Annotated in this window: 20 protein-coding genes; 11 read left to right on the top strand and 9 right to left on the bottom strand. The window is 49.3% G+C overall.

The window, feature by feature from the left end; all coding sequences use genetic code 11:
- Window positions 1-86: 86 nt before the first annotated feature.
- Together ACO6UX_RS15235 and ACO6UX_RS15230 are read left to right on the top strand one after the other, a co-directional pair.
- Window positions 87-1,874 (top strand): hypothetical protein, encoded by a 1,788-nt coding sequence (locus ACO6UX_RS15235; RefSeq protein WP_422448983.1) that lies wholly within the window; start codon window positions 87-89, stop codon window positions 1,872-1,874.
- Window positions 1,875-2,212: 338 nt separating this feature from the next.
- Window positions 2,213-2,863 (top strand): hypothetical protein, encoded by a 651-nt coding sequence (locus ACO6UX_RS15230; protein WP_422448981.1) that lies wholly within the window; start codon window positions 2,213-2,215, stop codon window positions 2,861-2,863.
- A 53-nt stretch (window positions 2,864-2,916) separates the two neighbouring features.
- Here the strand turns inward: ACO6UX_RS15230 and ACO6UX_RS15225 are convergent, their stop codons facing one another.
- Window positions 2,917-4,893: a BCCT family transporter gene (locus ACO6UX_RS15225; RefSeq protein ID WP_422448979.1), complete on the bottom strand. Its 1,977-nt coding sequence runs from the start codon at window positions 4,891-4,893 to the stop codon at window positions 2,917-2,919.
- A gap of 245 nt (window positions 4,894-5,138) precedes the next feature.
- On the opposite strand from ACO6UX_RS15225, the gene ACO6UX_RS15220 reads away from it, so the two are divergent.
- From ACO6UX_RS15220 to ACO6UX_RS15205, 4 genes are all read left to right on the top strand, one after another.
- Entirely contained in the window at window positions 5,139-5,618 is a 480-nt protein-coding gene (locus tag ACO6UX_RS15220; protein ID WP_422448977.1) for a MarR family winged helix-turn-helix transcriptional regulator, read from the top strand.
- Window positions 5,619-5,881: 263 nt separating this feature from the next.
- The gene (locus ACO6UX_RS15215) at window positions 5,882-6,892 is read left to right on the top strand and encodes an ABC transporter substrate-binding protein (protein WP_422448975.1); all 1,011 of its coding nucleotides are present in this window, start codon (window positions 5,882-5,884) and stop codon (window positions 6,890-6,892) included.
- A 130-nt stretch (window positions 6,893-7,022) separates the two neighbouring features.
- Window positions 7,023-7,922, top strand: coding sequence for an ABC transporter permease (locus ACO6UX_RS15210; RefSeq protein WP_209202468.1), 900 nt, complete (start codon window positions 7,023-7,025; stop codon window positions 7,920-7,922).
- A complete protein-coding gene (locus ACO6UX_RS15205; RefSeq protein WP_422448973.1) occupies window positions 7,915-9,123 on the top strand; it encodes a quaternary amine ABC transporter ATP-binding protein in 1,209 nt (402 codons plus the stop codon). The genes ACO6UX_RS15210 and ACO6UX_RS15205 overlap by 8 nt, the downstream gene beginning before the upstream one ends.
- 84 nt (window positions 9,124-9,207) lie before the next feature.
- Here the strand turns inward: ACO6UX_RS15205 and ACO6UX_RS15200 are convergent, their stop codons facing one another.
- From ACO6UX_RS15200 to ACO6UX_RS15190, 3 genes are all read right to left on the bottom strand, one after another.
- Entirely contained in the window at window positions 9,208-11,331 is a 2,124-nt protein-coding gene (locus ACO6UX_RS15200) for a carboxy terminal-processing peptidase (RefSeq protein ID WP_422448971.1), read from the bottom strand.
- 394 nt (window positions 11,332-11,725) lie between these two features.
- Window positions 11,726-11,902: a hypothetical protein gene (locus ACO6UX_RS15195; protein ID WP_422448969.1), complete on the bottom strand. Its 177-nt coding sequence runs from the start codon at window positions 11,900-11,902 to the stop codon at window positions 11,726-11,728.
- A 173-nt stretch (window positions 11,903-12,075) separates the two neighbouring features.
- The gene (locus ACO6UX_RS15190) at window positions 12,076-13,374 is read right to left on the bottom strand and encodes a M18 family aminopeptidase (protein ID WP_422448967.1); all 1,299 of its coding nucleotides are present in this window, start codon (window positions 13,372-13,374) and stop codon (window positions 12,076-12,078) included.
- Between the two features lie 87 nt (window positions 13,375-13,461).
- Between ACO6UX_RS15190 and ACO6UX_RS15185 the strand changes: the two genes are divergently transcribed.
- Complete coding sequence (locus ACO6UX_RS15185) at window positions 13,462-14,103, top strand: RING finger domain-containing protein (RefSeq protein ID WP_422448965.1); 642 nt, start codon at window positions 13,462-13,464, stop codon at window positions 14,101-14,103.
- Between the two features lie 253 nt (window positions 14,104-14,356).
- On the opposite strand, the gene minE is transcribed toward ACO6UX_RS15185, so the two are convergent.
- The 3 genes from minE to minC are packed head-to-tail and all read right to left on the bottom strand — an operon-like array spanning window position 14,357 to window position 16,269.
- Window positions 14,357-14,608, bottom strand: a complete 252-nt coding sequence (gene minE, locus ACO6UX_RS15180; protein ID WP_209202447.1) for a cell division topological specificity factor MinE — start codon at window positions 14,606-14,608, stop codon at window positions 14,357-14,359.
- On the bottom strand, window positions 14,605-15,420 hold the full coding sequence (gene minD, locus ACO6UX_RS15175; protein ID WP_422448963.1) for a septum site-determining protein MinD: 816 nt from the start codon (window positions 15,418-15,420) through the stop codon (window positions 14,605-14,607). The genes minE and minD overlap by 4 nt, the downstream gene beginning before the upstream one ends.
- 48 nt (window positions 15,421-15,468) lie before the next feature.
- Window positions 15,469-16,269 carry a septum site-determining protein MinC gene (minC, locus tag ACO6UX_RS15170; RefSeq protein WP_422448961.1) on the bottom strand — a complete coding sequence of 267 codons (801 nt, stop codon included), beginning with the start codon at window positions 16,267-16,269 and terminating at the stop codon, window positions 15,469-15,471.
- Between the two features lie 130 nt (window positions 16,270-16,399).
- On the opposite strand from minC, the gene lpxL reads away from it, so the two are divergent.
- Window positions 16,400-17,353: an LpxL/LpxP family Kdo(2)-lipid IV(A) lauroyl/palmitoleoyl acyltransferase gene (gene lpxL, locus ACO6UX_RS15165; RefSeq protein WP_422448959.1), complete on the top strand. Its 954-nt coding sequence runs from the start codon at window positions 16,400-16,402 to the stop codon at window positions 17,351-17,353.
- Between the two features lie 193 nt (window positions 17,354-17,546).
- Here lpxL and ACO6UX_RS15160 read toward each other — a convergent pair whose 3' ends face one another.
- Window positions 17,547-18,236: a hypothetical protein gene (locus ACO6UX_RS15160; RefSeq protein WP_422448957.1), complete on the bottom strand. Its 690-nt coding sequence runs from the start codon at window positions 18,234-18,236 to the stop codon at window positions 17,547-17,549.
- 406 nt (window positions 18,237-18,642) lie between these two features.
- Here ACO6UX_RS15160 and ACO6UX_RS15155 point away from each other — a divergent pair, with 406 nt between their 5' ends.
- The 3 genes from ACO6UX_RS15155 to ACO6UX_RS15145 all read left to right on the top strand — a co-directional run bounded on the left by ACO6UX_RS15155 (window position 18,643) and on the right by ACO6UX_RS15145 (window position 23,230).
- A complete protein-coding gene (locus tag ACO6UX_RS15155) occupies window positions 18,643-20,592 on the top strand; it encodes a BCCT family transporter (RefSeq protein ID WP_422448955.1) in 1,950 nt (649 codons plus the stop codon).
- A gap of 442 nt (window positions 20,593-21,034) precedes the next feature.
- The gene (locus ACO6UX_RS15150) at window positions 21,035-22,000 is read left to right on the top strand and encodes a hypothetical protein (RefSeq protein ID WP_422448953.1); all 966 of its coding nucleotides are present in this window, start codon (window positions 21,035-21,037) and stop codon (window positions 21,998-22,000) included.
- Between the two features lie 243 nt (window positions 22,001-22,243).
- On the top strand, window positions 22,244-23,230 hold the full coding sequence (locus tag ACO6UX_RS15145; RefSeq protein WP_422448951.1) for a hypothetical protein: 987 nt from the start codon (window positions 22,244-22,246) through the stop codon (window positions 23,228-23,230).
- A 336-nt stretch (window positions 23,231-23,566) separates the two neighbouring features.
- Here the strand turns inward: ACO6UX_RS15145 and rapA are convergent, their stop codons facing one another.
- A complete protein-coding gene (gene rapA, locus ACO6UX_RS15140) occupies window positions 23,567-26,443 on the bottom strand; it encodes an RNA polymerase-associated protein RapA (RefSeq protein ID WP_422448949.1) in 2,877 nt (958 codons plus the stop codon).
- Between the last annotated feature and the right edge of the window lie 46 nt (window positions 26,444-26,489).

The following is a 26,489-nucleotide window of genomic DNA, read 5'->3' as shown; positions in this document are numbered from 1 at the left end:
GTAATAGGCTAAATGATTATCTGTAGAAAAATGGAACAAAATTCATTAACTGTTATCTAATAAGAATTATCAAAAGGATCTATATAATGAATTTCCCAGTCTTAGTTGATTTAGCCAGCAATTATCGAAACAGGCAGCCAGACGTAACTCAGGAAAAACAACCGGCAGCTTCTCTAAAAGCAGATTCTCTAAAAACTGCGCCACAGCGCGATATTTCCATTGAGAATCTGACTTACGATCTGGTGTTGCCAGCTGACCAGCTACAACCTGCTGATGCACTGGGTAAAGCATTTTGCCGGGATGTGATGGCTACAGCCTTTTGTGCGAATCCCATCAACACAGACTGCCTGAAGCCGGTGCGTGTCAACCATCATCAAATAGAAGAAAGGAAAGTCAGTCCATTATTCAAAGGCGGCCTGTCTGAGTTAGTAAAATTATGGGGTCTTGTCGTCGAAGCAAAGGAGGTGGCAAATCAGGAAAGACCGACCAATACCCTGCCTTTTCAGGAACTGCAACGACAACTCATTATTACTCAGGATACAGGGCCAACGCTGACCAGCGAAGGGCAGAGAACACTGAATGAAGGCGTGATATTGTCATTGAAGTACGGATGGTATGATTTTTTAGAACGGATACAATTCATCGCTGAAAGCACTGGGGCAGAGTTCACAGAGGATGCCCGGACAGCACTGAGTAACGGTCTGGTACAGGCAGTAGATCACCTTTTTTACGATCAGGCAATGCTGTTACTGTCCTTCATGGTAAGCACTGGGACAGAGCTGACGAAGGATGCCCGGATAGCACTGAGTAACGGTCTGATAGTGGCAGTAGATAACCGTCTTTACGATAAGGCAAAGCTGATACTATCCATCATTGTAAGCACTGATACAGAGCTGACGAAGGATGACCGGATAGCACTGAGTAACGGTCTGATAGTGGCAATAGATAACCGTCTTTACGATAAGGCAGAGCTGATACTATCCATCATTGTAAGCACTGGGACAGAGCTGACGAAGGAGGACCGGATAGCACTGGGCAAAGGTCTGATAGTGGCAGTAGATAACCGTCTTTACGATAATGCAGAGCTGTTAAAGTCCGTCTTTGTAAGCACTGAGACAGAGCTGACGGAGGATGTCCGGATAGAACTGAGTAAAGGTCTGATAGAGGCATTAGATAACCGTCTTTACGATAAGGCAAAGCTGTTACTATCCATCATTGTCAGCACTGGGACAGAGCTGACGGAGGATACCCGGATAGCGCTGAGTAACCGTCTGATACTGGCAGTAGATCACCTTCATTACGATGAGGAAGAGCTGTTACTATCCATGATTGTCAGCACCAAGACAAAGCTGACGGAGGATGACCAGGAAAAACTGAGGAGTCATCTGGTATGGGCAGGGGCAGCAGCTTTCCAGAACTACGGGCGGGCAGAACGGTTAGTATCCACCATAAAGAGCACCGGGGTAGAGCTGACGGACGATGACGTAAGTAAACTGAATGAGTCTGTGGAGCGGGCCATAGCTGACGATCATTACGATGGCGCAGAGTGCTTAGCAGGCGTCATTCTGGCCCTGGGGGCAACGCTAACGGATGGGGTTCTGGATAAACTGAATGAAGCTCTGGAGCGGGCAATAGTGACTGACCGTTACGATGACGCAGAATGTTTATATGGCACGATTTTGAGCGCGGGGGCAAAGCCGACGGACAAAGTCCGCAGGGCACTGGATAGCAAACTGAAATGGGCAAAAGATCACGGTCATAACGATATACAAGAGTTGTTACAACTGATGATTCAAGGCAGAGCAATCAGCGAAATTCAGAAACGCAACAGTATGTGGGAACTGCTCGATACTGTAATGAATCCATTTCAGTAGGCCCGCGGTGACTGCCCGGATGTAAGTAGCTAACCATATGAAATCATATATTTCTGACTACTTGTTCAGGTACTCTCGGCAACTGCTCCTGCGTTGCTCTAGCTCCTGCATCCATGCAGTCGTGCTTCGTTACAACTCCGGTCACATAGCTACGGCTATGCTCCCTCCGTTGTGCCTCGCATAGCACCTGCCCAAGTAGCCAGAAATATATGATTCCATATGGCCAGCTACTTATTCCGGGTATCTGAATCTGATTTTTAATTTCACAGCCATCCTGTAAATACGGGTAAATGACCTATTCTTCTAGCCCGGAAGAATAATGTCATGGTTGTGGTGTTATGAAACTGTATCCATTTATCCTTTTATTACCATCGATTGTCCTGGGTAAACCAATCGGCCTCGAACGGTTTACCCCTCCACCTTACCCTGAGGTGCCGGCCCATCCTCAGCCTGAAGGGCCGTTATACCCACCCCCGCAGGATTACTTATACCATGGTTATAGAACAGAGCCCGCACCTGCCTATACGCCGCCGATGTCCCCTGACTTATCCTCCTTTACTGCCTGTCAAATACCAGCCGGAACCTATCGTTTTGATGCTTACAGAATTGCCAAAACTGAAAAACTCTGGCTCTCTGAACTGGTACTTTATCTGCATATCAGCCACGCGGGCATAATGGTGATGCGTTTCAGGCTTAAGCCAACGGGTGGTCGTGAAGAGCAGTATGTAGTGATCCCCTATAGCAGTCATGCCGATCTGGTAAATGTTTGCAGTGGGGTCAATTTCAGCTTTTTCTTTAAAGGGATTAATGTGTATGGGAAGACCTTAAACGGAAATCTGTCCGGGCATCTGAGCAGGGATGGCAGCAAGAACAATTACCACATTACTGCTGATGGTTGGATGGAGCGTTACGATACCACATACAATTCAAAAGCGACCATTAATCTGACAGGGCAGCAGTTTGACTTTGTCTACCCATACATTAGATAGCGAACTGTTCACCTCGTTTCCACACAGGGCGGGGAAACGAGGGTGTGTTCAGTCTATCGAACCATGTGCAGGAAATGCATGTGCTTTTCATACTGATCGATAATATCACCAATCACCTGATCACTGGTCCAGCCCATAATGTCGTAACCCTGGCCGCCTTCTCTCAGGAAAACTTCGGCCCGGAAGTATTTGCGTTCTTCTTCATCTTCTTCGTCCAGCATAAAACTGGGCTGAAGGTAAGAGCGGGGCGTCACTTTGTAAAAGAAGTCCACTTCATCGCCGTGGAGTACCACCAGGCTGGGTATCTGTTTTTCGGTATCCAGTTGAATCGTGCTTTCTACCCCCTGTTTGCTCAGTTCTGATGCGACGGACTCCATAGCCGGGAGAGCAACATCCTGAATAAAGCGATTGACATGGGCCCGTCGGGGAAAGCTGACCATCGTCGCCAGCCGGTTCTGCCAGGGAATCGGTTTATGACCCACTTTGGGGGTGAGTGTGGTTCTTTCCAGGCTGGCTTTCTTGGTTGCATCAACAGCCAGCGCTTTCAGTAAGCCATAAGCTGACACCAACAGTACGATGGAAAAAGGCAGTGCTGAGGCGATGGTCACCGTTTGCAGGGCCTCCAGGCCACCGGCCAATAACAGTACCATGGCTACAATGCCAATCAGGCTGGACCAGAACACCCGCTGCCAGAGCGGCGTTTTACTGTTGCCCCCGGAGGCGAGCATGTCGACAACCATGGCACTGGAGTCGGAGGAGGTGACAAAAAAGATCACGACCATGGCAATGGCTACCATCGAGAGTACATTTGAGAACGGGAAATATTCCAGAAACCTGAACAGCGCAATGGGTACATCGGTTTCTACGGCCTGACCCAAACCGGTCATGCCCCGGTTCATGATCATATCAATGGCGGTATTGCCAAAAGCGGTCATCCAGATCAGGGTCAGGCCTGTTGGTACGAACAAAACGCCAGTAACAAACTCACGGATGGTTCTGCCCCTGGAAATACGGGCAATAAACATACCGACAAACGGTGACCAGGAGAGCCACCAGGCCCAGTAGAATAAGGTCCAGCCGCCAAGCCACTCGGTGGGCTGATAGGCGTAGAGATTGAAGGTTTTACCGACGATGTCAGACAGATAACCACCGGTATTTTGCACGAACATCTGCAACAACAGGACGGTGGGTCCGAGCAGTAACACCATCACTAACAGCATCAGTGCCAGTAGCAGGTTGGCTTCTGAGAGGCGTCGGATGCCTTTATCAAGGCCTGTCGCCACAGAAACGGTGGCCAGTGCCGTGATGACCACAATCAGAATCACCTGTGTCTGTGTGCTGATGTCGATACCGAAAAGGTAGTTCAGCCCCGAGTTAACCTGCAAAACCCCATAACCCAGCGCAGTTGCAACACCAAAAATGGTGCCGAGTATGGCAAACACATCAATGATATGGCCGGGAATGCCGTAAATACGGTCACCGATGATGGGGTAAAGGGCGGAGCGGAGAGTGAGTGGCAAGTTATGCCGGTAACCGAAAAAAGCAAGAATCAGCGCCACGATGGCATAAATCGCCCAGGCATGAAGCCCCCAGTGAAAAAAGGTGAGCTTCATGGCTTCTCTGGCGGCTTCCACCGTACCAGGCTCACCCAGCGGTGGAGAAAGGAAGTGCATAACCGGCTCGGCGACACCGAAAAACATCAGGCCGATGCCCATGCCCGCAGAAAAGAGCATGGCGAACCAGGAGCCAAAGCTGAATGAGGGTTCGGCATGATCAGGGCCCAGCTTTATATCACCATATCGGGATAGCCCCAGAAAGGCGACGCACAGAAGGATCAGGGCCACGGCCATGACATAAAACCAGCTGGCGTTGGTCATGATGCTGGACTGTAGATGCGTAAAGCGGCTATTGGCATCTTCAGGGAAAAAGACCGTATAGCCCACCAGTAAAAGTATTAACATGGCTGAGCCAAAAAATACGGGAGGGTTGATGGTTTGCCTGGAAGGCATAGAGATTTCCGGTTGGGACATGTTGCTGGCTCTTGCTGAATAGTCAAAATCAATTTGATCGTTTGGGTTTGGAGCTATGTGCAAGAAGCCTGTCAACGCTCTGAGGGGATAAACATGAAGAGGATCCTGTATACAACTTTAATTAGGAGTCTAGGTGAAATATATTACAGTTCAAACTATTTGAGATCAAATTTTGTTTGTTTTGCGGTTTATTTTGTGGCAAATAAATACGCCTGTTTTCTAAACCTCTTCGATGAGTAAATTGTATGACTGAACCGTGTTACTGGACTGACGTACTTATTTCTCTAAGACGCATAATACGTGCAACGGATCTGCACTCAAAACGTATGATCAAAGCCTGTGGCCTGACCACGCCCCAGATCATGGTCTTGAAGGCAATCAGCGATCTCGGTGATGTGACGGTCAAGCGGATTTCCCAGGATGTTTCCCTGAGCCAGGCGACAGTAACCACCATTTTGAATCGGCTGGAAGAGCGGCAGTATCTGGAGCGAGTCCGAAGTGTCAGCGATAAACGAATTGTTAACGCACGGTTGACCGAGCTCGGACGCTCTGTACTGGCAACAGCGCCGGCGCTACTGCATGAACAGTTTATTGAGCGCTTTGAGGCGCTGGAGGCCTGGGAGAAAACACAGGTCTTGTCGTCTTTGCAGCGGGTTGCAGCCATGATGGATGCCGAGTCCATCGATGCCGCGCCGCTTCTGGATATTGCCGGGACAGAACCTTAGCTGTTTGATTTTTGGTCTTTTTCTCTGGGGTGTTGGTGAAAGTAATTTGAAATCTAATCATTAGAAGTGTAAGTTAGTGCCCCAGTTGATATACGGGAAAGTACGGTTAAATGTTCGGCGCTGGAAAATGGGCTTAAAAATTTCTGCTGTTAATCGGTGTACGGAAAACCGCAGGAGCAGAAATTTTTAATCCCTTTCTACACCATAGAGCCAGGAAGGCACTGCCCGGTATCAGAAACGGATTAATAAAAACAGGATTGCACATGCTAAAAAGAAAATTGTCTGCCGCTGCCTTACTGGCTGTTTCCCTCCCTTTTGCTGCCTCTGTGTCCGCTGATGAATGCGGTGATGTCACAGTCGCCGATATGAACTGGAACTCGGCAACGCTGATAGCTCACGTTGATCAATTTATCCTTGAGAATGTCTTTGGCTGTAATGTGGAGCTGGTGCCTGGCGACACCATGGCGACAGGTACCTCCATGGTTGAAAAAGGAGAGCCGGATATCGCGCCGGAAATGTGGAGTAACTCCATGAGGCAGGCTTTCAATAAAGGTGTCGAGGAAAAGCGCCTTCGCTATGCTGGCAACTCGCTGTCAGAAGGTGGTGAGGAAGGGTTCTGGGTACCGAAATACATGGTAGAAAAAGACCCTGAGCTGAAAACCATCAAGGGTATTAAAGGGAAAGCAGCAATCTTCAAGCATCCGGAAGATTCCAGCCTGTCCGCTTTTTACGGTTGCCCGGCGGGCTGGAACTGCCAGATTAATTCTGGCAACTTGTTCAGGGCGCTGGAGCTGGAAGAGCATGGGTTTGACCTGGTTGACCCGGGTTCCGGTGCCGGTATGTCCGGTGCTATTGCCAAAGCCTATGAGCGGGAAGAGGCCTGGTTTGGCTATTACTGGGCACCCTCGGCAGTACTGGGCAAGTATGAAATGGTCAAGGTGGATTTCGGTTCCGGTGTTGATGTAGATGAATACATCAACTGTACCACCAAAGAAGATTGTGAGTCTCCGAAAGTCACTATGTATCCGCCATCGCCGGTCAATACCATTACCACCGAACGTTTCGCCGTTAAAGCACCGGCAGCTTATGAGTACCTGGCAGGGCGCTCGTTTACCAATCAGCAGATGAATGAGCTGTTGGCCTGGATGGAAGAAAATCAGGCGGATGGTGAAATCGCCATGGAGCATTTCCTGACCAACTATGAGTCCGTCTGGTCCCAGTGGTTGCCTGCTGATGTAGTGGCAAAAGTAAAGCAAGAGCTTGCGGCTCTTTAAGGTCATCACTGGTGCAATTGATGGGTTTATTTATTGACCTCCAAACTCCGTTCGTCTTGAGCGGAGTCGAAAGGCGTAAACTCCATACTCTGAATACTGTGCCAATCACCCATAATAAAGGCTGAAGTGTATGGCTAAGGAATCCTGGGTTACTGAGTTTCCGGATATGGATCGCAGTGACCTGATCGCTTTGCGAAAGACTCTGGATGGTGCCTACCGGGAGTTTTCCCGGGAACATGGCGATTTGATTGAGTCGTTTTTTGATCCGTTGCTCTCTTTTCTTGTCTGGTTTGAAAACCTGCTGATCAGCTCTCCCTGGTTACTGATACTGGCGGTAATCACCGGTTTGGCCTACGCCGCCAGCCGTTCCTGGAAGCTGTGCCTCGGTGTTGTCTGTTCCCTGCTGACCATCGGTTATTTTGGTATGTGGGAAAATACCATGAGAACCCTGAGTGTTATCACGGTATGCACCTTGCTCTCTCTGGTGCTGGGCATTCCAATCGGTATCGCCATGGCCCGTTCCGACCGTGTGCAGAAGCTGGTAACGCCGATGCTGGATATCATGCAGACCATGCCGGCATTTGTTTATCTGATTCCGGTGGTGATGTTGCTGGGGATTGGCAAGATTCCCGGCGTGATCGCGGTGGTTATTTATGCCATTCCACCGGTTATTCGACTGACCAACCTGGGGATTCGGCTGGTGGATAAAGAGGTATTGGAAGCCGCTACCGCTTATGGTGCCAGCCCGTGGCAACGGTTGTGGGGGGTGCAGCTGCCACTGGCAATGCCTACCATTATGGCCGGTATTAACCAGACCATTATGATGGCGCTGGCCATGGTGGTGATCGCTTCCATGATTGGCGTCAAGGGCCTGGGGCAGCCGGTACTGAAATCCATTACCAATCAGTATTTCACCCTGGGGCTGCTCAATGGTCTTGCCATTGTTGCGCTGGCGATCATCTTTGACCGGGTTTCTCAGGCTTATGCCCGCAGAACCCAGAAACATCTGGGAGGCGCTGAGCATGCATAACAGTGACAAGACAAAGCCTCTGATCCAGATTCGTGGCCTGTACAAATTATTCGGGAAACAGCCTGACAAGGTTATGCCCCGGGTTCATCAGGGGGAATCCAAAGATCAGATTCTGGCTGATACCGGGCATACGCTTGGGCTCAGGGATATCAACCTGGACGTCAAGGCAGGTGAGATTTTTGTGATTATGGGGCTTTCCGGATCCGGTAAGTCCACCTTGATTCGCCATTTTAACCGTTTGATCGATCCCACTGAGGGGGAGATCCTGGTGGATGGCACCGATATTACCCGGTTTTCTGCCAAAGAACTGGAAAGCTTTCGACGTCAGAAGATGTCCATGGTCTTTCAGCGTTTTGGTCTGATGCCTCACCGGACGGTCATAGATAATGTTGCCTATGGTCTGTCGGTTCAGGGTGTTGGCAAAGCCGAGCGACTGAAGAAAGCGGAACAATGGCTGGATACCGTGGGGCTGGCTGGCTACGAGCAGCAATACCCCTCCCAGCTGTCGGGAGGGCAGCAACAGAGGGTTGGTCTGGCCAGGGCGCTGTGCACCGATGCGGAAATTCTATTGATGGACGAAGCTTTCTCTGCCCTGGATCCACTGATTCGCAGTGAGATGCAGGATCAGTTGATCGGGTTGCAGAGTAAGCTCCAGAAAACCATTGTTTTTATTACCCATGACCTGGATGAAGCGCTGAGGCTGGGTGATCGCATTGCCATTCTGAAAGATGGTGAGCTGGTTCAGCAGGGGGCTCCGGAAGATATTCTGTTGAATCCGGCCACAGATTATGTGGAAGCGTTTGTTAAGGATGTTAACCGTGCCCGGGCATTGACCGTAGAAACGGTGATGAAACCTCCGGCCTGTCGAATTACTGCAGAAACCATTGATGAGGCCTTGAGTCAGATGAAAAAGACCTCTGAAGACTTTGGCTATTACGTTAATGATGAAGGCTATCAGGGTGTGATTCTTCAGCAGACCCTTGAGCAGGCCGTGCAGAAGGGGAGTCACAAGAAGGTCACCTCGATATTGATTGAGACGGTGCCGACTATTCAGGCAGACTCAATACTGGAGTCCGTTATTCCCGATACCCTGGACACCGACTTTCCCCTCCCCGTTGTTGATGACGATGGGCAGTTGCAGGGGCAGCTTTCCCGGTCCAGTCTTGCTGAAGTTCTGGGGGATGTTTCCACAGGTCATTAGCGCAGCCAGCCTGCTAAGGTTGAGCACTGTGCTTAATAAAAAGCCCGCAAATAGCGGGCTTTTTACCATCAGTTAAAGCAGGTGTTAGCCAGAACGACGGGTAAAGAGCCGCTTATTGTTGCTGGCTTTCACCATATCGGTCAGGATGACACCCGCTTCCTTCAGGAAGGCATCAGGCTCTTTATCTTTTTTCTTCTGTTCCTGTTCCTGGTTGTTGATCTCCTCCAGCTCATCCAGATTGTTCAGCAATGCCAGACCTCTGGATTTCCGCAGGCGATTTTCAATGGCCAGTCGCTGGCTGCGCATGGTTTGCAGCTCCAGTTGTCGTCTTTCCTGGTTCAGGGAAACCTTTTTCTGATTTTCATAATGTTCGAAGTAGTCCTTCATCTCATGGAGGTAAACAAAATCCGCATTTTTACGGGTGCGGAATTCATGCTTTTTCTGCAGCTCCGGCAGATAAGGACTTAAGTTGGCGTAAGGTCTGTAGGATACCGGTGAGATATTGTCCCACGGCAGTGCATCCGGCAGCGTGTCCTCACCAATATCCCGGCCATCATAGAGGGAAGGGAAGATGATATCGGGAATAACGCCACGATTCTGGGTGCTCTGGCCGGAAATCCGGTAGAACTTGGCCAGCGTCAGTTTCAGTTGCCCGTGGTTCAGTGGCTGGATGCTTTGCACGGTACCTTTGCCGTAACTCTGGCTGCCAACGATCAGCGCCCGGCCGTAATCCTGCATGGCCCCGGCAAAGATTTCAGAAGCGGAAGCGCTGAGGCGGTCAATCATCACCACCATGGGGCCATCGTAGAGCTGCTCTGAGTCCGGGTCTTCCTGTCGCTCAGCGCGACCCCGGTTATTGCGGACGACTACGGTAGGCCCTTTATCAATAAATAGACCGGTCAGCTCATTGGCTTCTTGCAGTGAACCGCCCCCATTACCGCGAAGATCGATAATCAGGCCATCCACTTTCTCTTTCTTTAATTTTTCCAGGAGCCTGCGGACGTCACGGGTGGTGCTTTTATAGTCAGGGTCGCCGGCCTGGGCAGCCTTGAAGTCGATATAAAAGGTGGGTAACTCTATCACCCCGATACGGCTGGTCTTGCCGTTCATGGGCACTTCAATGATTTTACTGGCGGCATCCTGCTCTTCCAGTTTGACCCGGTCCCGGACAATCTCATAAACCCGGGTGCTGCTGTCATTGCTGCTGCCGGGAATAATCTCCAGGCGAACCAGGGTGTGTTTGGCGCCGCGAATTAATTTGACCACATCGTCCAGACGCATGCCCACCACATCTTCCAGGTTGCCTTTCTTGCCCTGGCCAACGCTGACGATCTTATCACCGGGTTTCAGCTGCCCGGCTTTCTCTGCAGGGCCGCCGGGGACAACACTGACTACCCTGGTGTATTCATCCTCAGCAGAGAGTACGGCACCGATCCCTTCAAGAGAGAGGCTCATGTTGATATCAAAGTTCTCCGCCGTCTGGGGGGAGAAGTACTGGGTATGAGGGTCGTAAATACCAGCGAAGGCGTTGATGTAGGTCTGAAAGGCATCTTCGCTTTTGCTCTGGTGCAGCCTGCGCAGCAGGTTGGTGTTTCTTCTGCGCAACTGATTGATAATTTCTTCGTCGGTTTTATTGTTCAGCTTCTGGCTTAATACGCTGTCTTTAAACTGCTTGATCCAAAGCCGTTGCTGGGCTTGCTTGCTGGTAAGCCAGGGTTCATCCTTGCGCTCAATCACCAGCTCTTCATTTTTCCTGAGGTTCAGGTTGTTAATGCCCAGTTCTAGCTGTTTGAGCATGAAGCGTGCGCGTTCTTCCGCCCGCTCACGGTAGCGGTTGAAGATGGCGAAGGCGGGATTGAGGTCACCGCTTTTCAGAGAGTCTCCCAGTTTTTTCCGATAGGGCTGAAATTCCTGGATATCTGCCAGCAGGAAGAAGCTGCGGTTCGGGTCCAGTCGATCAAGATAGCGATCAAACACCTTTTCCATATTGCTCTGGTCAAGGGGGATTTTCCGGTAGTGGCTTCTTGAAAGCAGCTGTACCACATGAACGCTGGCAATGGCCTGTTGCAGGTTGGGTGTCAGGGTGGGTACTGGCTGGCTGATGTCCTTATCGACGGCCTGAGCGAGATTGCCTGAGAGAAGTGCTGTGAAAAGCAGCGCTGAAAAGAACAGCCTCATTCTTTTGGCTGGCTGCAGTTTCGATATCATAGAGGCGTTAGCTCCGTGTCATTCTGTCTGTTGAAGTGTGCCTTCCTGGCTAACCTAACGGATAAGACTCTTTCCATTACTCAAGTCATCGCTCAGGATCTTGAACTCTTGAATATCCTGTAAGGATGAATACAGCATAATACAGTCACATGGCGGATGACAGCCGTTGAACTTTCATATTCTGAACAGCTCAGGTAAATCAGGCCATTACCTGGCCGGTAAAAAGTGTGAGTAATACCAATTCCGCCTTCTAAATATGAGATCGAGCAAGTCATTTTGGACAGCTGGGCAAGGCGGAATGACGAGTAATAGCAGGGCTATTGCGAGGAATTCCAACGAAGATCCAGCTGTTCAAAATGGCTGCGCAGTTCATATTTAGAAGGTGGAATTGGTATTAGTTATAACCTTTGATATAGCCGCCAGTCTCATCAAATGACTTTGCCGCAGGCAGTGTTGCAGAAGCCTTTAGCAACGGCTTGACCGAATTAATCTTACTGCGATGAAGTGAAAAGGCGTTACTGGAATTTGAGGTTGAGCGCAGTGTTGGCCGGTTGTTGGCTTCGGGTTTCATGGGGTTGCCTGCAATGTTGGCTGGTCTGATGACATGATCGAGGTTAGCAATATCGGCCGGATAATTGGAGTCTGAAATTGTACGTATGACGGGGCTTCGCGTTGTGTTTTGTCAATAAAACGGGATGTCCGGAGAGTTTGCTGGCTCTCGTTCAAGAGCCAGCTGATGATTAATTATTCAGTGAATGGCAGTTTGGCCAGGGTCATAAAATGGGCCAGGGTTTTGCTGAGTTCAAAGGCATCCTCACTCCCGGCCAGCTCTCTGATTGAGTGCATGCCGAAGGTTGGCAGCCCGAGATCCAGTGTGCGTACGCCCAGTACGCCAGCAGTCAGTGGGCCAATGGTACTGCCACAGGCCATATCGGTACGGGTAACAAAGTGCTGAACTTTGCTGCCGCTGGCCTGGCAAAGGGTGCGGTAAAGGGCCGAGGTTTCATCATTGGTGGCATAACGCTGGTTGGCGTTGACTTTGATGACTGCCCCATGATTCAGTTTCGGTGCGTGATGCTCGTCATGCTTGCTGGCATAGTTGGGGTGGATGCCGTGGGCATTATCCGTTGAAATCAGCATGGAGCGGTTCATGGCCCGGGTCAGTGCCTCACCGGTGCCATACATTCTTTCCAGTACGCTCTTCAGGAAAGGCCCCTGGGCTCCGGTGGTTGAGACACTGCCCACCTCTTCATGGTCATTGCATACCAACAGGGCTGTGGTGTCTGATGGCTGATGATTGAGCAGAGACTCCAGACCCACATAGCAGCTGAGCAGATTATCCAGGCGGGCACTGGCGATAAAGTCACCGTTCAGGCCAATAACGGCAGCACTTTGGGTGTCATAGAAAGAGAGGTCGTATTCCATCACTTGCTGACAGTCGCTGTGCCCTTGACGTATCAGCTCTTGTTTCAGCAGTTCACGGAAATCGACGGTTTCGCCATCGGCCAGTTGAAAAAGGATCGGTGGGATATCGGTTTGTGGATTGACGGCACGGCCACTATTGACCTCGCGGTCCAGGTGAATAGCCAGGCTGGGGATAATGGCGACTGCACGTTCAAAATTGATCAGTTGCTGGCAAAGTTGTTGCTGATCGTTGAGGTATTGGACACGGCCGGCGAGGGAAAGGTCACGGTCAAACCATGGATTTAACAGGACACCACCATAAACCTCAACACCCAGCTGAAAATAGCTGTGCTTATTTAACTCTGGCTGAGGTTTTACTTTCAGGCAGGGCGAGTCGGTATGCGCTCCTACCATTCTGGCACCCAGCTCAGGTTTGCCCATGGTAAAGGCAATGATGGATGATCCGTTACGGGTTACGTAATATTTTCCGCCCTCTTTGAGAGACCAGGATTCGGACTCACTCAATGGCTGGAAGCCCGCTTTCTGTAGTTTGGCCACCATGGTGGCTACTGCATGATAAGGGGTCGGAGAAGCATTGAGGAACTGGATAAGCTCCTGATTAAAGTGTTCTTTGCTCATGGCGCTACCTTGCAATGTAAGCGGTGATCTTACTACAAAGCCAGGTTTTATTTCATTGTTGAAACTGACCTGTTTCAGGATTGGATAATGCTGCCTGAGCCCACTAAAGTAAGTGGCTGTATGAGCTTGTTGTTGATTGCTCTGTCTAAAAAGAATAATACGAATGAATTTACCCAAATGAATGAAATAAGCATGTTCCCTCAAACATCGGCTGAAAACCATTGCCTCATTTGCCTTGAGGATTTTTCCCAAGAGCCTGACCATGCATTATCTACCCTGAAGTGTGGGCACGCCTTCGGTCGTTCATGCATTATCGAATGGCGAGAAAGGAACACACGTTGCCCCATGTGCAGGCAAAATTTTTTTCTACCAAAAGAGACTCCTGACGGCAGTTTTACCAGTGCATTGAAGGATCAATTCTACAAAACCCTGTACAATCGAACGGTGTTGGCGTGCACACTTGTTTATGTTGGATTTTTTTTTGCAACCAATCTTGAGGCGTTGGCCCGCTATAATGCCACTGTTGTAGCTGCTGATCTTGCTTGTACCCTCGCCATAAGATACATCTCAGAAGTCAGTGATGATGTAATGTCTGTATTTTTCGGCAGGCTTGGCACTCAAAACAATCACTATCATAATCTGCCCCAAAAAATAGTGACTGAAGGTATTGTCAACTGTTCGCTCATTACTGCCGGTTGGCTAGGTCGGAAATGGCTTTTGGGTTTTTGACCGGGTTAAAGCGATAGGTAGTGATCTCACAAAAAATATGTTTGACTTCATTTTACGGGGGATCAAGAAGTTGTCCAGGAATAGACTGCCCTACGTGGCAACTGCCGTAAGGCAATCTATTCTCGGTCAAGCTCCAAGTGTGGCCAGGCGTTGATATCCATACCGTTTGTGCTGAGTTTGTCGAAGTACGGTGGCACCATCCTTCGACAAGCTCAGGATGAACTGGGTGTACGGGTATGAACGCTTTTCTGCACTAGTTCGGCAGCTGTACATTGACCTCGAGGATAGAACAACCATCCTGAGAGTCCAGCTTGATGTCAATACACTCCTGCTGGACCTCTATGTATTTTTGAATAACCTGAAGAATATCCCGCTCCATGGCTGGCAGAAAATCACGCCCACTTCGACTGCTTCGTTCATGGGCTACTATGATCTGCAGCCTTTCCTTGGCAATCGCGGCGCTGTTATCTTCTTTGCGTGAGCGGAATAGCTGCATAAGACTCATCCTATTCCTCCGAACATGCGCTGTAAGAACCCTTTTTTGACGGGTTCGAGAAAACGGTGTGGTATGTCTTCCCCAAGGAAGCGCGCTACCACATCGTTGTATGCCTGACCGGCATCACTGTCGGTATTGCATACGACGGGTACCCCCTGGTTGGAGGCTTTCAAGACTGAGGTGGACTCGGGAATTACGCCAATCAGCGGTATCGCCAGAATTTCCTCGACATCCTGAATATTGAGCATTTCTCCCCGTGTCACCCGCTCAGGATTGTAGCGGGTTAGCAATAGATGCTCTTTGACGGGTTCAAGGTTTTCGACTGCACGACGGGACTTGCTTTGCAAAATACCCAGGATACGGTCAGAGTCCCGGACGGACGACACTTCAGGGTTTGTGGTAATAATGGCTTCATCGGCAAAGTAGAGGGCCATCAGGGCACCGTGTTCGATGCCTGCCGGAGAGTCACAGATGATGTATTCAAAGTCTTTTGCCAGCTGGTTCAGGACTTTTTCAACCCCTGCATGGGTAAGGGCTTCTTTGTCCCGGGTTTGGGATGCTGGCAGAATGGACAGGTTTTCTGTGCGCTTGTCTCTGATCAGCGCCTGATGCAGCTCGGCCTCGCCGTTAATTACGTTGACAAAGTCGTACACGACACGACGCTCGCAGCCCATCAGGAGATCCAGGTTTCTAAGGCCTACGTCAAAGTCAATGACAACTGTCCGGTGACCTTTAAGAGCCAATCCTGTTGCAATGGAAGCACTGGTGGTGGTTTTTCCAACGCCACCTTTTCCAGAAGTCACAACAATAATACGAGCCAAGGTGAAATCCTGTCATAAATCAAGAACTGAACTATTGTCCAGTATTTCTTAAAGTTTCTTTATGTGCAAGCTTTGTGCCTCGAGGGATACAATAACACTGCCGCCCCAGAGGGGATCACTGTTACTGGCTGCTGAGGGCATTTTATACTGACCGTTGATGGAAATGAGTTCGGCTTCAAACTGCAGGCAGAAAATACGGGCGTCAGTATTACCATTGACACCTGCCAGGGCCCGGCCGCGTAATGGACCATAGACGTGTATATTACCGGCGGCCAGAAGTTCTGCACCGGAACTCACCGGGCTGGTAATGACCAGGTCGCCCTCGGCATAGACCTGCTGACCAGAGCGGATCGGATGTTCTATAAGCGTGGTCTTATGAATGACTGGTGATGTTTGCGTCTGGTTGGCACTCTCTGCTGCAGCGGGACTGGCGGTGTGGGGTTTCTGCATGATGACCACATTGGTTTCAACATGGCTTTCCACATGAGCAGCAGAATTTTCTTCTGACCGGTTCCGTTGCCTTGGTGACGGGAGCCAGGGAATGCCTGCCATCATGGCGTCCTGTTTATGGCTTTCCTGGCCGCCGCGAACAGCAATCAGGATCAGGCCAAACTGTTGCAGGCTATGGCGCAATTGGTAAAGATCAATCGGTGGTTGTTCCGGGCTGAGTTGGTCGAAGGCGATGATGACAGGTGTCTGCTGGAAAAACTTGGGTGCCTTGCGCGTCATGTTCTCCAGCTGATTGGTGATATCCGCAGGATTGGTAGAATGCAATTCAAGAGTAGTCAGTGTATAAATACCACCGGTCATCTTGAAAGCTGCAGTACCGGTTTGCAGTTGAAGGGTCATAAAGTACAACTCTGGTTGTGTATAACGACTTTGTATGACGAGAGTCAGCAGATTAAATGGTCAGCTTTTTATACAACAGAATGTAGCGTAGAGAACTCAACGTTCAGATACAAGTATTGAATTAACCTATATGTCGCAAAACCCTGATGTTAACAAGCAGGCTGATGCCCGTGCAGACGACGTCTTTCGCCGGGCCTATCTGCACCCGAAGTACTGGCTTACCTGGCTGGTGATCGGGCTTACCGTTATTCCTTCGCTATTGCCTTATCGCTGGCTTCTCCAACTGGGACGATGGCTTGGACGTATCATTTACCATGTAGCGGGTGACCGTGTTCATGTTGCCCGGGTGAATCTGGAGAAGTGTTTTCCTGAGTTGAGCCAGGCTGAAAGAGAGGTACTGCTGAAGAAAAACTTTGAGTCAGTCGGCATTGGTGTTATGGAGGTTACCATCGCCTGGTGGTGGCCTGCCGGCAGGTTGGACAACATCGTTTCTTATCAGGGGCTGGAAAACCTGAAGTCTGATGATGGCACCCTCCTGATGGTTATGCATTTCACCACCATAGAACTGGCAGGTCGCCTGATTACCCAGCGCCACAGTGTGGATGCCACCTATCGAGAGCATGGGAACCCGGTCTTTGAATACGTTCAGCGTCGTTTAAGGCACCGTTTTGATCCTGGCAGCCAGTTGCTGAGAAGGAAGGATGTTCGTGGCATGCTGCGCTCATTAAAGTCGGGCAGAACCGTCTGGTACTCTCCTGACCAGGACTATGGCATCAAAAATGGACTCTATGTGCCTTTCTTCGGTATTCCCGCAGCGACCATTACCAGTACCTCACGCCTTGCCAAAGCGGGCAGGGCGAAAGTGATTCCCATGACGGTGACCCGGCTGGCTGGTGCCAAAGGCTACCGGGTTCAATTGCATTGTGCCCTGGAAGGGATTCCTTCCGGTGACGACTTTCAGGATGCGCTGCAGGTTAACCAGTTTGTCGAGCAGCAAATTCGTAAGCATCCTGAGCAGTATATGTGGCTTCATCGGCGGTTTAAAAATCGCCCTGAGGGGGAGGCGGACTTCTATCGGGGCTGACTGCCTGTCTGAATGCTCACTGATTGAGTGTCCGGAAATATCCTTAGTCAGAAATAGTGTTTCCCGCGTTCTTGCAGAGGGCGGCAGCTGGATGGACGCTGCTCTTATATTGAATAAAGCCATCAGCACTTCCCTGATGTCTGAAAATACCTATAGAAACCGTCGTTCAATGGCCATTTCTTTTTGTCACAACTTATGGCTTAAAGCCAGAATTAATGGCTCGCTGTTGAGCTTGCTTGAAAGTGTTGCGAAAAAGTAAATCCATATTCTCACGTAGTTGATCAGCACTTATATCTTCCCCACTTTGGTCGACTGGAGGAAAAAGCATCTGTAAGTTCACAACTTTATCATCATTGCTCATACTTTGATCAAACAAAAATTCCCTCAGTTGAGCAACAAATTGTTTATTTTTTTTCATAAGCTGATACTTATCACTATGAACCCTAACCCATTGTGTTCCTTCATAGTCTCCCTCAAACTTGTAAAAATCACCTTGGTATTCACCATAAAGCATTTTCTGGGCGGACCAACAAGGCTCGCCAATATCAGGGTCCAAAATGGTTTCAAGATCCCTGTAATCAGTATCATAAATTAACTTTGCCAATGGCTGGTATTTAACGGGATCAGCATTAAATAAATCATCTGGATTTTCAAGGCCATTGAATATTCCCGGATGATCTTTGTTTAATTGTTCAATTGTCTCTCGCTTTAAAGTTCCCGGAGAAGTGTAAGAACCAACATATAAAAGATAAAAATCATCATCAGAGGACAACTTTAGCTCAACAGAATCACTAGAGATAGATTCCGGCTGGTTCGGCTCTGTTGGCGACTGGCCAGCACCGGCAATGAACGAAGATGTTAGAGAAGAAGAGGGAGGAATCATAAGTCATACCGTTACTTGTTTATCTGGTAGGACAAAATAAAAACAGGAGGGTTCCCTGAACATAATAAAATAATTACATAATTCCAGATCACTGTCGGTAAGGCAGGCTACCAGGCTGAATAGTTGTACTTTTGTTGGGATAGACCGATTCTTTCCCCGACAGGAGGCGAGTGTCAGAAACTATCCAATATGCTCAATAATGGATATTTCCGTAGATTTTGTAGGTCTTTATGCTTATTATCTCTTCGGAAACTCCGGTGCATAAATGACCGGTTTGAATGGCATATCAGGCAGGATGTTTACCATGAACATGTAGCCAAAAAAAATTAACGTCCCTTTTTGTTTAAAGTTGATAACTATTGTTTTCACAGCTGCAACGGCTGTTCATTATTGAAGACCAAAGATTATGGAAGAGCATTTTAAGCTTGTTGATAAGCCGACCTTTTTTGGTGCGGTTATTTTGTTGATCTTGGTGGTTATACCGCTGGCACTGTTTCCGGATGAGGGCGCTCACTGGATTGCCATCGCAAAAACCTTTATGACGGACACAATGGGGGTGCTTTATCTGGGCCTGGGGCTGGCTGCCGTGGTGTTTATGGCCTACGTGGTATTTTCCGATATTGGCCAGATCAAGCTGGGTGATGCCGATGAGAAACCGGAGTATTCGACCACCTCCTGGGCGGCCATGTTGTTCTGTGGTGGCATCGGTGCCAGTATTCTCTACTGGGGTTGTATTGAGTGGGCCTACTATTATCAGTCACCGCCTTTTCAGCAGGCCTCGGGCAGTGAAGAGGCGGTTCGCTGGGCGGCCACTTACGGTATCTTCCACTGGGGGCCTGTTGCCTGGTGCATTTATATGATTCCGGCCATTCCCATTGCCTACTTTTTTCATGTGCGCAAAAACCCGGTTCTGAAGGTATCAGCTGCCCTGATGCCGGTACTGGGAGAAGCCCGCAGTAAAGGGCCTCTGGGCAAGGTGATTGACGTGCTGTTTATTTTTGGCCTGCTCGGTGGTGCTGCCACCACGCTGGGTCTGGCGGCACCTTTGATCAATGAGGGCATTACCTACCTGACCGGTATTCCAGCTACAAATGGCACCCAGATTGGTGTGTTGCTGTTGTGTACGGCACTGTTCGCCTATTCCTCGTACAAGGGAATGGACGGCGGTATCAAGCTGTTGAGCAATATCAACTTCTGGGGAGCCCTGGGTCTGCTGGCTTTTGTCCTGGTGGTGGGGCCTACGCTGTTTATGGTGGAGACGGGTCTGGACTCCATTGGGCGGATGCTGTCCAACTTCTTCGTCATGGCCACCTGGGCAGAACCTTTCGGTGGTTATGGCACCTTTGAAGATACCCACTTCCCTCAGGACTGGACCATCTTCTACTGGGCCTGGTGGTTGGTATATGCACCCAGTATGGGACTGTTCGTAGCCCGTATTTCCAAAGGGCGAACCATTAAACAGATGGTCGGCGGTGCGATTTTCTGTGGCTCCCTGGGGTGTGCGGTGTACTTTATCGTACTGGGTAACTTTGGTCTGTCCCTCCAGCTTTCCGGTCAACTGGATGTTGTGGGTATTCTCAATACTGAAGGCCCAACAACCGCTATATTCAGTGTGCTTGAACAGCTGCCGTTCAGTTACGTGGTTATCGTATTGTTCACATTGCTCTGTATTATCTTTACTGCGACTACCTTTGACTCCATCTCCTTTATTCTCGCGTCAGTTGTCCAGACTAATGTGACTGAAGACCCCATGCGCTGGAACCGCCTGTTCTGGGCTTTCACTTTGTCACTGATGCCTTCTGTGCTGATGTTTATGGGTGGCCTGGCCACCTTGCAGACGGCAGCAATTGTCGGTGGTCTGCCGCTGCTGGTGATTGCGGTGATGTTGATGATTTCTGCAGTGAAAGCCACCATGCTGGATATCTCCCGCCAGGAAGGCTACGAAGAACCCACCATCAATATTGAAGAATTGCCGGAAGTGGACCCATGGAGCCTGGAAGGTTCTGCACTGGCCCGCTTTGAACAGCTGAAAGATCAGGCGACAGACGCCGTAATTGCAGAGCGTCAGGCCCATGAAGCGCTGGCTGCACTGAAAAAACAGATTCGCCGGGAGGCTATGGCTCGTGGTGCAACGGGGTCTGATCTGGGGGATGCACCTGCCCCATTGCTGGAGGAAGTTGAGCGATTAACCCGGGTTGCCATTGAGGCCAATGAGAAGCGGCAGGCTGCTTCTGAGTTGGCCCAGCAGGCGCGCATGGAGTTTAATGAGCTGATGCGTCAGAAAGAGGAAGAGCAGAAAGCGCTGGAGCGTCTGCAGGCTAAAGAAGAAATTCTGATGCGCATGGGCAGAGCTTGATTTTTTAAAGTTTAACCACTGCCCAGCCTGTTGGTAAAAGGGTTGGGCCATGTGATTTGAACATCCATACTGGAAACAAACACGGACTAACGACAGTATGGTGGTATACATCTGGCAAGAAAGTCCTTGTAAAGTTTGTAGAGGGAATTCGCAACCTGATCACGAGGGAATTGGTTGAGTCACATAGGTATTTTGACTGATCGTATGAAAAGTTGGAACTTATCCCAAGGCTGCTGGTCAAAAAGATCGTAATGAAATAATTACTGATCTCCGTTTGGAATGAGTCTGACTAAATCAGGCACTGCCACTTGTTCAAAGCAGGCAGGGTGGAAAAATTAAGGACGTTATTGGCAGGCTTTTCCTGAGAGAAAGTCCGGCATTGACTGTATCTTATGGTCAATCCTTAATATCTTTTAACTCATAAAAGTATGAGAACACTAACATGTTTCCTGCAACTACCGACTATAAGTTTGCCTCATCTACCCACACTGCCCAGCCGCCGTCTGGCAGCTCAGCATTAATAACTGCTGCCGTTTTTCAATCCTTTAAAACCCATATCACGTCGTTGCCTGAGGAAATACGCAGCAAAACTATTCAAGAAACGTTGATGTTTATACATGATCAGTTCCCTAATGAACTGCCGAAATTTCAAGAAACCTTGGATAAACGAAGGATAACCCTTGCTGAAAACTCCTCTGAGACCGGGGCTGTATCGATAATTCCGTTGGAAAAATTAGTTGCTGATCATAACTGCCCTGAATTAATTACTGATTTGAATAGTATGGTGGAAGCATTTAACACTCAATTAAAACATTTCATAAGGTATTCAGAAGATAGTGAAATTTCTTCATACTTGAGAGAAAATGGTTCGAGAAGGTTTTCAAAAAAATTGGAAGATTTTGGCAAGGATATTCACAAAAGGACGAACCAAAATTGTGAAGCAGGCCATGCGGATAGTAAAGTCGTAGTGGAAATGCAGCGGAATCTTGTTGCATGGCATAACTCGGTAAAAATTCTTACTCATGGACTGCTTGATCCGTTATTTAATAATCCAAAGGGACCCGATCACAATTCCAGAGAGAAGGATAAAGCACTTTCCACTCTGCATGATATACAAAGACTAAAGCAAAATGTTGGGAAAAATGATTATTTCAAGATTGATGGTATATTAAGATATTTAACTAAAAAAGCACCACGGGAGAATATTTGTTCCCGCTTGAGTAATTTAATTCTCTCGGATTTCATTGGTAGTGGTAACCTGATGCTATTCCAGAAAACCCTGCAGCGGTTATTTGATTATTATCATTTTATACCATTCGAAGGGCCTCTTAGTGAAATTACAGATGAGCTCTGTAAATCTATCAAAATATATGCAGAAATGAAGAAGCCGACTGGGTTCGATTATTAATTCAGTGACTGGTGAAGGAAGTGGATTCGTGGACCCTGGAAGGTTCTGCACTGGCCGGCTTTGAATAGCTGAGGATCTGGCGACAAAAGCTGTAATTGCAGTACGTCAGACCCATGAAGTGCTGGCTCCACAGAAAAAGCAGATTCCCCGGCAGTCTTTTCCTGAGAGAAAAATCCGGCATTGACACCATCTTATGTTCAATCCTGAATACCTTTTAACTCACAAAAATATGGGAATACTAACATGTATCCTGCAACTACTACCGGCAGAAATCAGTATGCCTCCAATATCCGCACAGTTCAGACGGTGTCTGACAGCTCAGCTTTAGTAACTGTTACCGTCTCTCAAGCCTTTCAAAACAATGTCAAGGCGTTAAAGATGTCTGACAAAGGCAAATGCAGCGAAGCTATTCAAGGAATGTTGAGGTTTATAAATAATGAGTTCCCTGATGAAATGTCGAGTTTTCAAGAAAAACCCTTTAGAGAACGAGGGGTGACGACCCTTGCTGAAAATTCCTCTGAGACCAGGGCTGTAACGATAAGTCCGATGGAGAAACTGATTGCTAATCATAAAAGCTTTGAGTTAATTACTCATTTGAATAGTTTGGTAGATGACTTTAACGCCAGGCTAACTGCTTTTACAGGCTATTATCACGATAGTGAACTTCCTCCATCCGTAAGAAAAAGGGAGTTGAACATCTTTTCACCAAAATTGAATGATTTTGGAAAGGATATTCTCAAAAAGACTAACGGGGATTGTGATACATTTTATGGGGGTAGTGAGTTTGCAGAGGAAACGAAACGGCAACTGGATGCGTGGCACAACTCAGTTAAAATTCTTATTGAGGGATTGGTTGATCCGTTACTTGATAAATCAGAAGGACTTGATCACAATTCCAGCGAGAAGGAAAATGCAATTTTCCTTCTGAAGGAAATACAAAAACTACAGCATGAGGATGGAAAAAAAGATTATCACAAAATTGATATTTTATTAAAATATTCATCTAATAGTACTGCATTGCGCGAAACTTTTCGTTCCCACATGAGTGATTGTATTCTTAAAGATTTTATTGGCAGTGATAACTTGTTAGTTTTCCTGAAAACAATGCAGCTGTTATTTGATTATTATCAATTTACCCCACACAATGAGCCTCTTGGAGAAATTACAAAAGACTTCTGCGACACTATCAAAAAGTATGCAGAAATGAAAAAGCCGGCTGGGTATAGTTAATTCAGAGACTGGTGGAAATAGACAGCATCTAAGAACTATCATTTTTAATAATATTGACTAGGAGCCTGTCGGACTTAAGCGTCCGTCTAGGCGACCCCGTAGCGAGGATTGCGAGAAATTGAGGATAAAAATTTCTGCTTCTGAGGAGAATAGCGGGGCTATTTGACGAAGAAGCAGGAATTTTTAGACCAATTTATCGCAACCGCAGTAGGACAGTCTTAAGTCCGACAGGCTCCTAGTGCTGCCCGCCACCGGAAAAGCCGGAAACGTTTGTGCGGGCAGCAGGCGGGACCCTCAGACTGAGTAAAAAGTTAGATAGAAGCCAAAAGAAAAATATTAACCAGCAATCATAATTCGCAGAGCATCCAGTCGAAGAACTGCTTTCTGCAGTGCCTGATGCCCCAGGGCTGCACGGTTTTTCAGATATTCAATCTCTTCACCACGGACGTTCGGGTTAACGACTTTAAGCGCCGCCAGTCGTTTGATCTCTTCAGTGACATCGGTCAGCAAGTTCTGGCAAGCCTGATTAACGATGGGCTGTACCCGATCTTTGGCATACCCTTCGGCTTTATCCAGCATGGCCAGAAAGGGTGCCCGCTGGGCATTCACCAGTTTTTTGGCAACACCCCGTTTCAAAGGCTGAAGCTGGGCGTTCAGGGTATCAAACGCCACTTTTTCGGACAGGTCATTGAACCCCGGGTCGATCAGACAGCGGATCGGTGTGGCTGGCAGGTAGCGGTCCAGCTGCAGAGTTCGGTCGGCGCTGGTTTCTACCACGTAAATCGCTTCCAGCAGCATGGTGCCGGGCTTCAGGGCTTTGTTTTTGAGCAAAGCCACAGAGGTATTCCCCAGCTCGCTGGTCAGCACCATGTCCATGCCTTCGGCAACGATGGGATGCTCCCAGGTCAGGAAGTGCATGTCTTCTCTGGACAGTGCCATGTCCCGGTCAAAGGTGACGGTCATGCCATCATCCGGCAGGCCGGGGAAGGTGGTGATCATGTGGCTGCCCGGGCGAATCACCAGACAGTGTTTGGAATAGTCTTCCGCCTCAACACCAAAGCCTTCGAACAACTTCTCCATAAACCGCTTGAGCTGTCTTGGCTGTTCCTGCTCTTCGATGTCGTTGATCATATCTTCATTGGAGATCAGGCCCCGGGAGTTCAGCTCCAGCAATCGGTCTCTGCCTTTATGAAGGTGCTCCATCTGTTGCCGGTTCAATTGGGCTGCCTGGTTCAGCAGGGTATCCATGGCTTCTGTGGAGGCCTGGCTGCCCGGTTGCAGATAAGGCAACAGCGCTTCACCCAGTTGCATCTGCACCATACTACCGGCAGGGCAGGTATCGGCAAAAGCGTTCAATCCCAGCTGGTACCAGTGGAACAGTGCCTCCTGACCGGTGCCAGACAGATAGGGCACGTGAATCTTGATGGCTTCAGTCTGGCCAATACGATCCAGTCGGCCAATACGCTGTTCCAGCAGGTCGGGATGTTCGGGCAGATCAAACAGCACCAGATGGTGGGCAAACTGGAAGTTACGTCCTTCACTGCCAATTTCTGAACACACCAGTACCTGGGCACCATGCTCTCCTTCGGAAAAGAAGGCCGCAGCACGATCCCGCTCAATAATGCTCATGTTTTCGTGGAAAACCGCTGCCGGAATGCCGGACAGTATGCGCAGGGCATTTTCCAGGTCCAGTGCCGTATTGGCATTGGCACAGATAACCAGTACTTTCTCTTTCTTCAGCAGTTTCAGCAGGTTCATCAGCCAGTCTACCCGGGGGTCGACTTTCCACCAGGGATCCATATCATCGACACGGATCTGAGCCTGATAAGCCAGCTCCGGATAAAGGTTATGGCGGTAGTTGGACTCTTCTTCCAGGGCGATTTCGTACAGCTCCGGCAGCACCTGGGGGTAGCCCTGGGCCGCTCGACCAGAGAATCCGCCAACGGCTGCCCGGGTATTACGAAACATCACGCGGCCGGTACCATGACGATCCAGCAGGCGGCGCAGCAGCTGGGTTCGGGCAGTGTTTCGAGCCTCTTCATCACCCTGGTCAAGGATATCAATCAGCGACTTGCTGTCTTCTCCAAGGAAACTGATCAGATGGTCCCTTGCCTTGGCAGGGAGCGTCTGATTGTTATTGTTCAGAAGTTCCTGAACCGCCTCTGCCACCGGCTCATAACGGCTTTCTTCGGCGGCAAAGGCGGCAAGATCATGGAAGCGGTCCGGGTCCAGCAGACGCAGATGGGCAAAGTGGCTTTTGGCACCCATCTGCTCCGGCGTCGCGGTCAGCAGCAGGAGTCCCGGAATCTGCAGGGACAGCGCTTCAACACAGCGGTATTCCGCATTGGTCTCTTCTTCAGACCAGATAAGGTGATGGGCTTCATCCACAATCAACAGGTCGAAGTCCGCTTCCAGTGCCTGTTTGCGGCGTTCGTCATCATGACATAGAAAGCCGATGCTGCTGATAATCAGCTGCTCGGTATTGAACGGGTTTTCATCCGGAGACTGACGGCAGCGCTCTTCGTCAAAAACACTGAAACGCAGGTTGAAACGGCGCAGCATCTCCACCAGCCACTGGTGTACCAGGCTTTCCGGCAAGAGAATCAGCACCCGGCTGGCACGGCCGGTAATCAGTTGCTGGTGCAGTATCAGGCCGGCTTCAATGGTTTTACCCATGCCCACTTCGTCGGCCAGCATAACCCGTGGCGCATGGCGCTGGGAAACCTCCCGGGCAATATGCAGCTGGTGGGGAATCAGGCTGGTGCGTGGGCCAATCAGGCCGCGCATCGGGGACTTGCGCAGACCGTAGTTATACTGGAGTGTCTTGTAACGCAGGGTAAAGTTGCTGTTCTGGTCAATCTGACCCGCCAGCATCCGGTCCTGTGGCTTGTTGAAGCGAATATGGTTGCCCAGCTCGGCTTCTGGCAGCTGTCGTGTTTCTCCGTCAGGGAGGGTTCCGCAGTAGGTCAGCAGGCCATCTTTCTCAATCACCTCGGTGACCAGCATAATCCAGCCCTCGTGGCTTTCGACACGATCTCCGGGGTTGAACTCAACGCGGGTCAGAGGGCAGTTGTTTATGGAGTAAAGCCGGGTTTCCCCGGTGGCAGGAAACAGCAGGGTGACCATGCGACTGTCAAAGGTGAGCACCGTGCCCAGCCCCTGTTCGGTCTCAGTATCACTAATCCAGCGTTGCCCAGAAACGAAACTCGTCATATTTGACTACTAACCTTGCCTGACTGACAGACCGCCATTATACGTT

Origin of the sequence: Endozoicomonas sp. ALB091, assembly GCF_049310265.1 — a bacterium.
Taxonomy (GTDB): Bacteria; Pseudomonadota; Gammaproteobacteria; order Pseudomonadales; family Endozoicomonadaceae; genus Endozoicomonas.
Note: the sequence above shows the minus strand (reverse complement) of the source record. Positions and strands in the feature narration are given on the sequence as shown.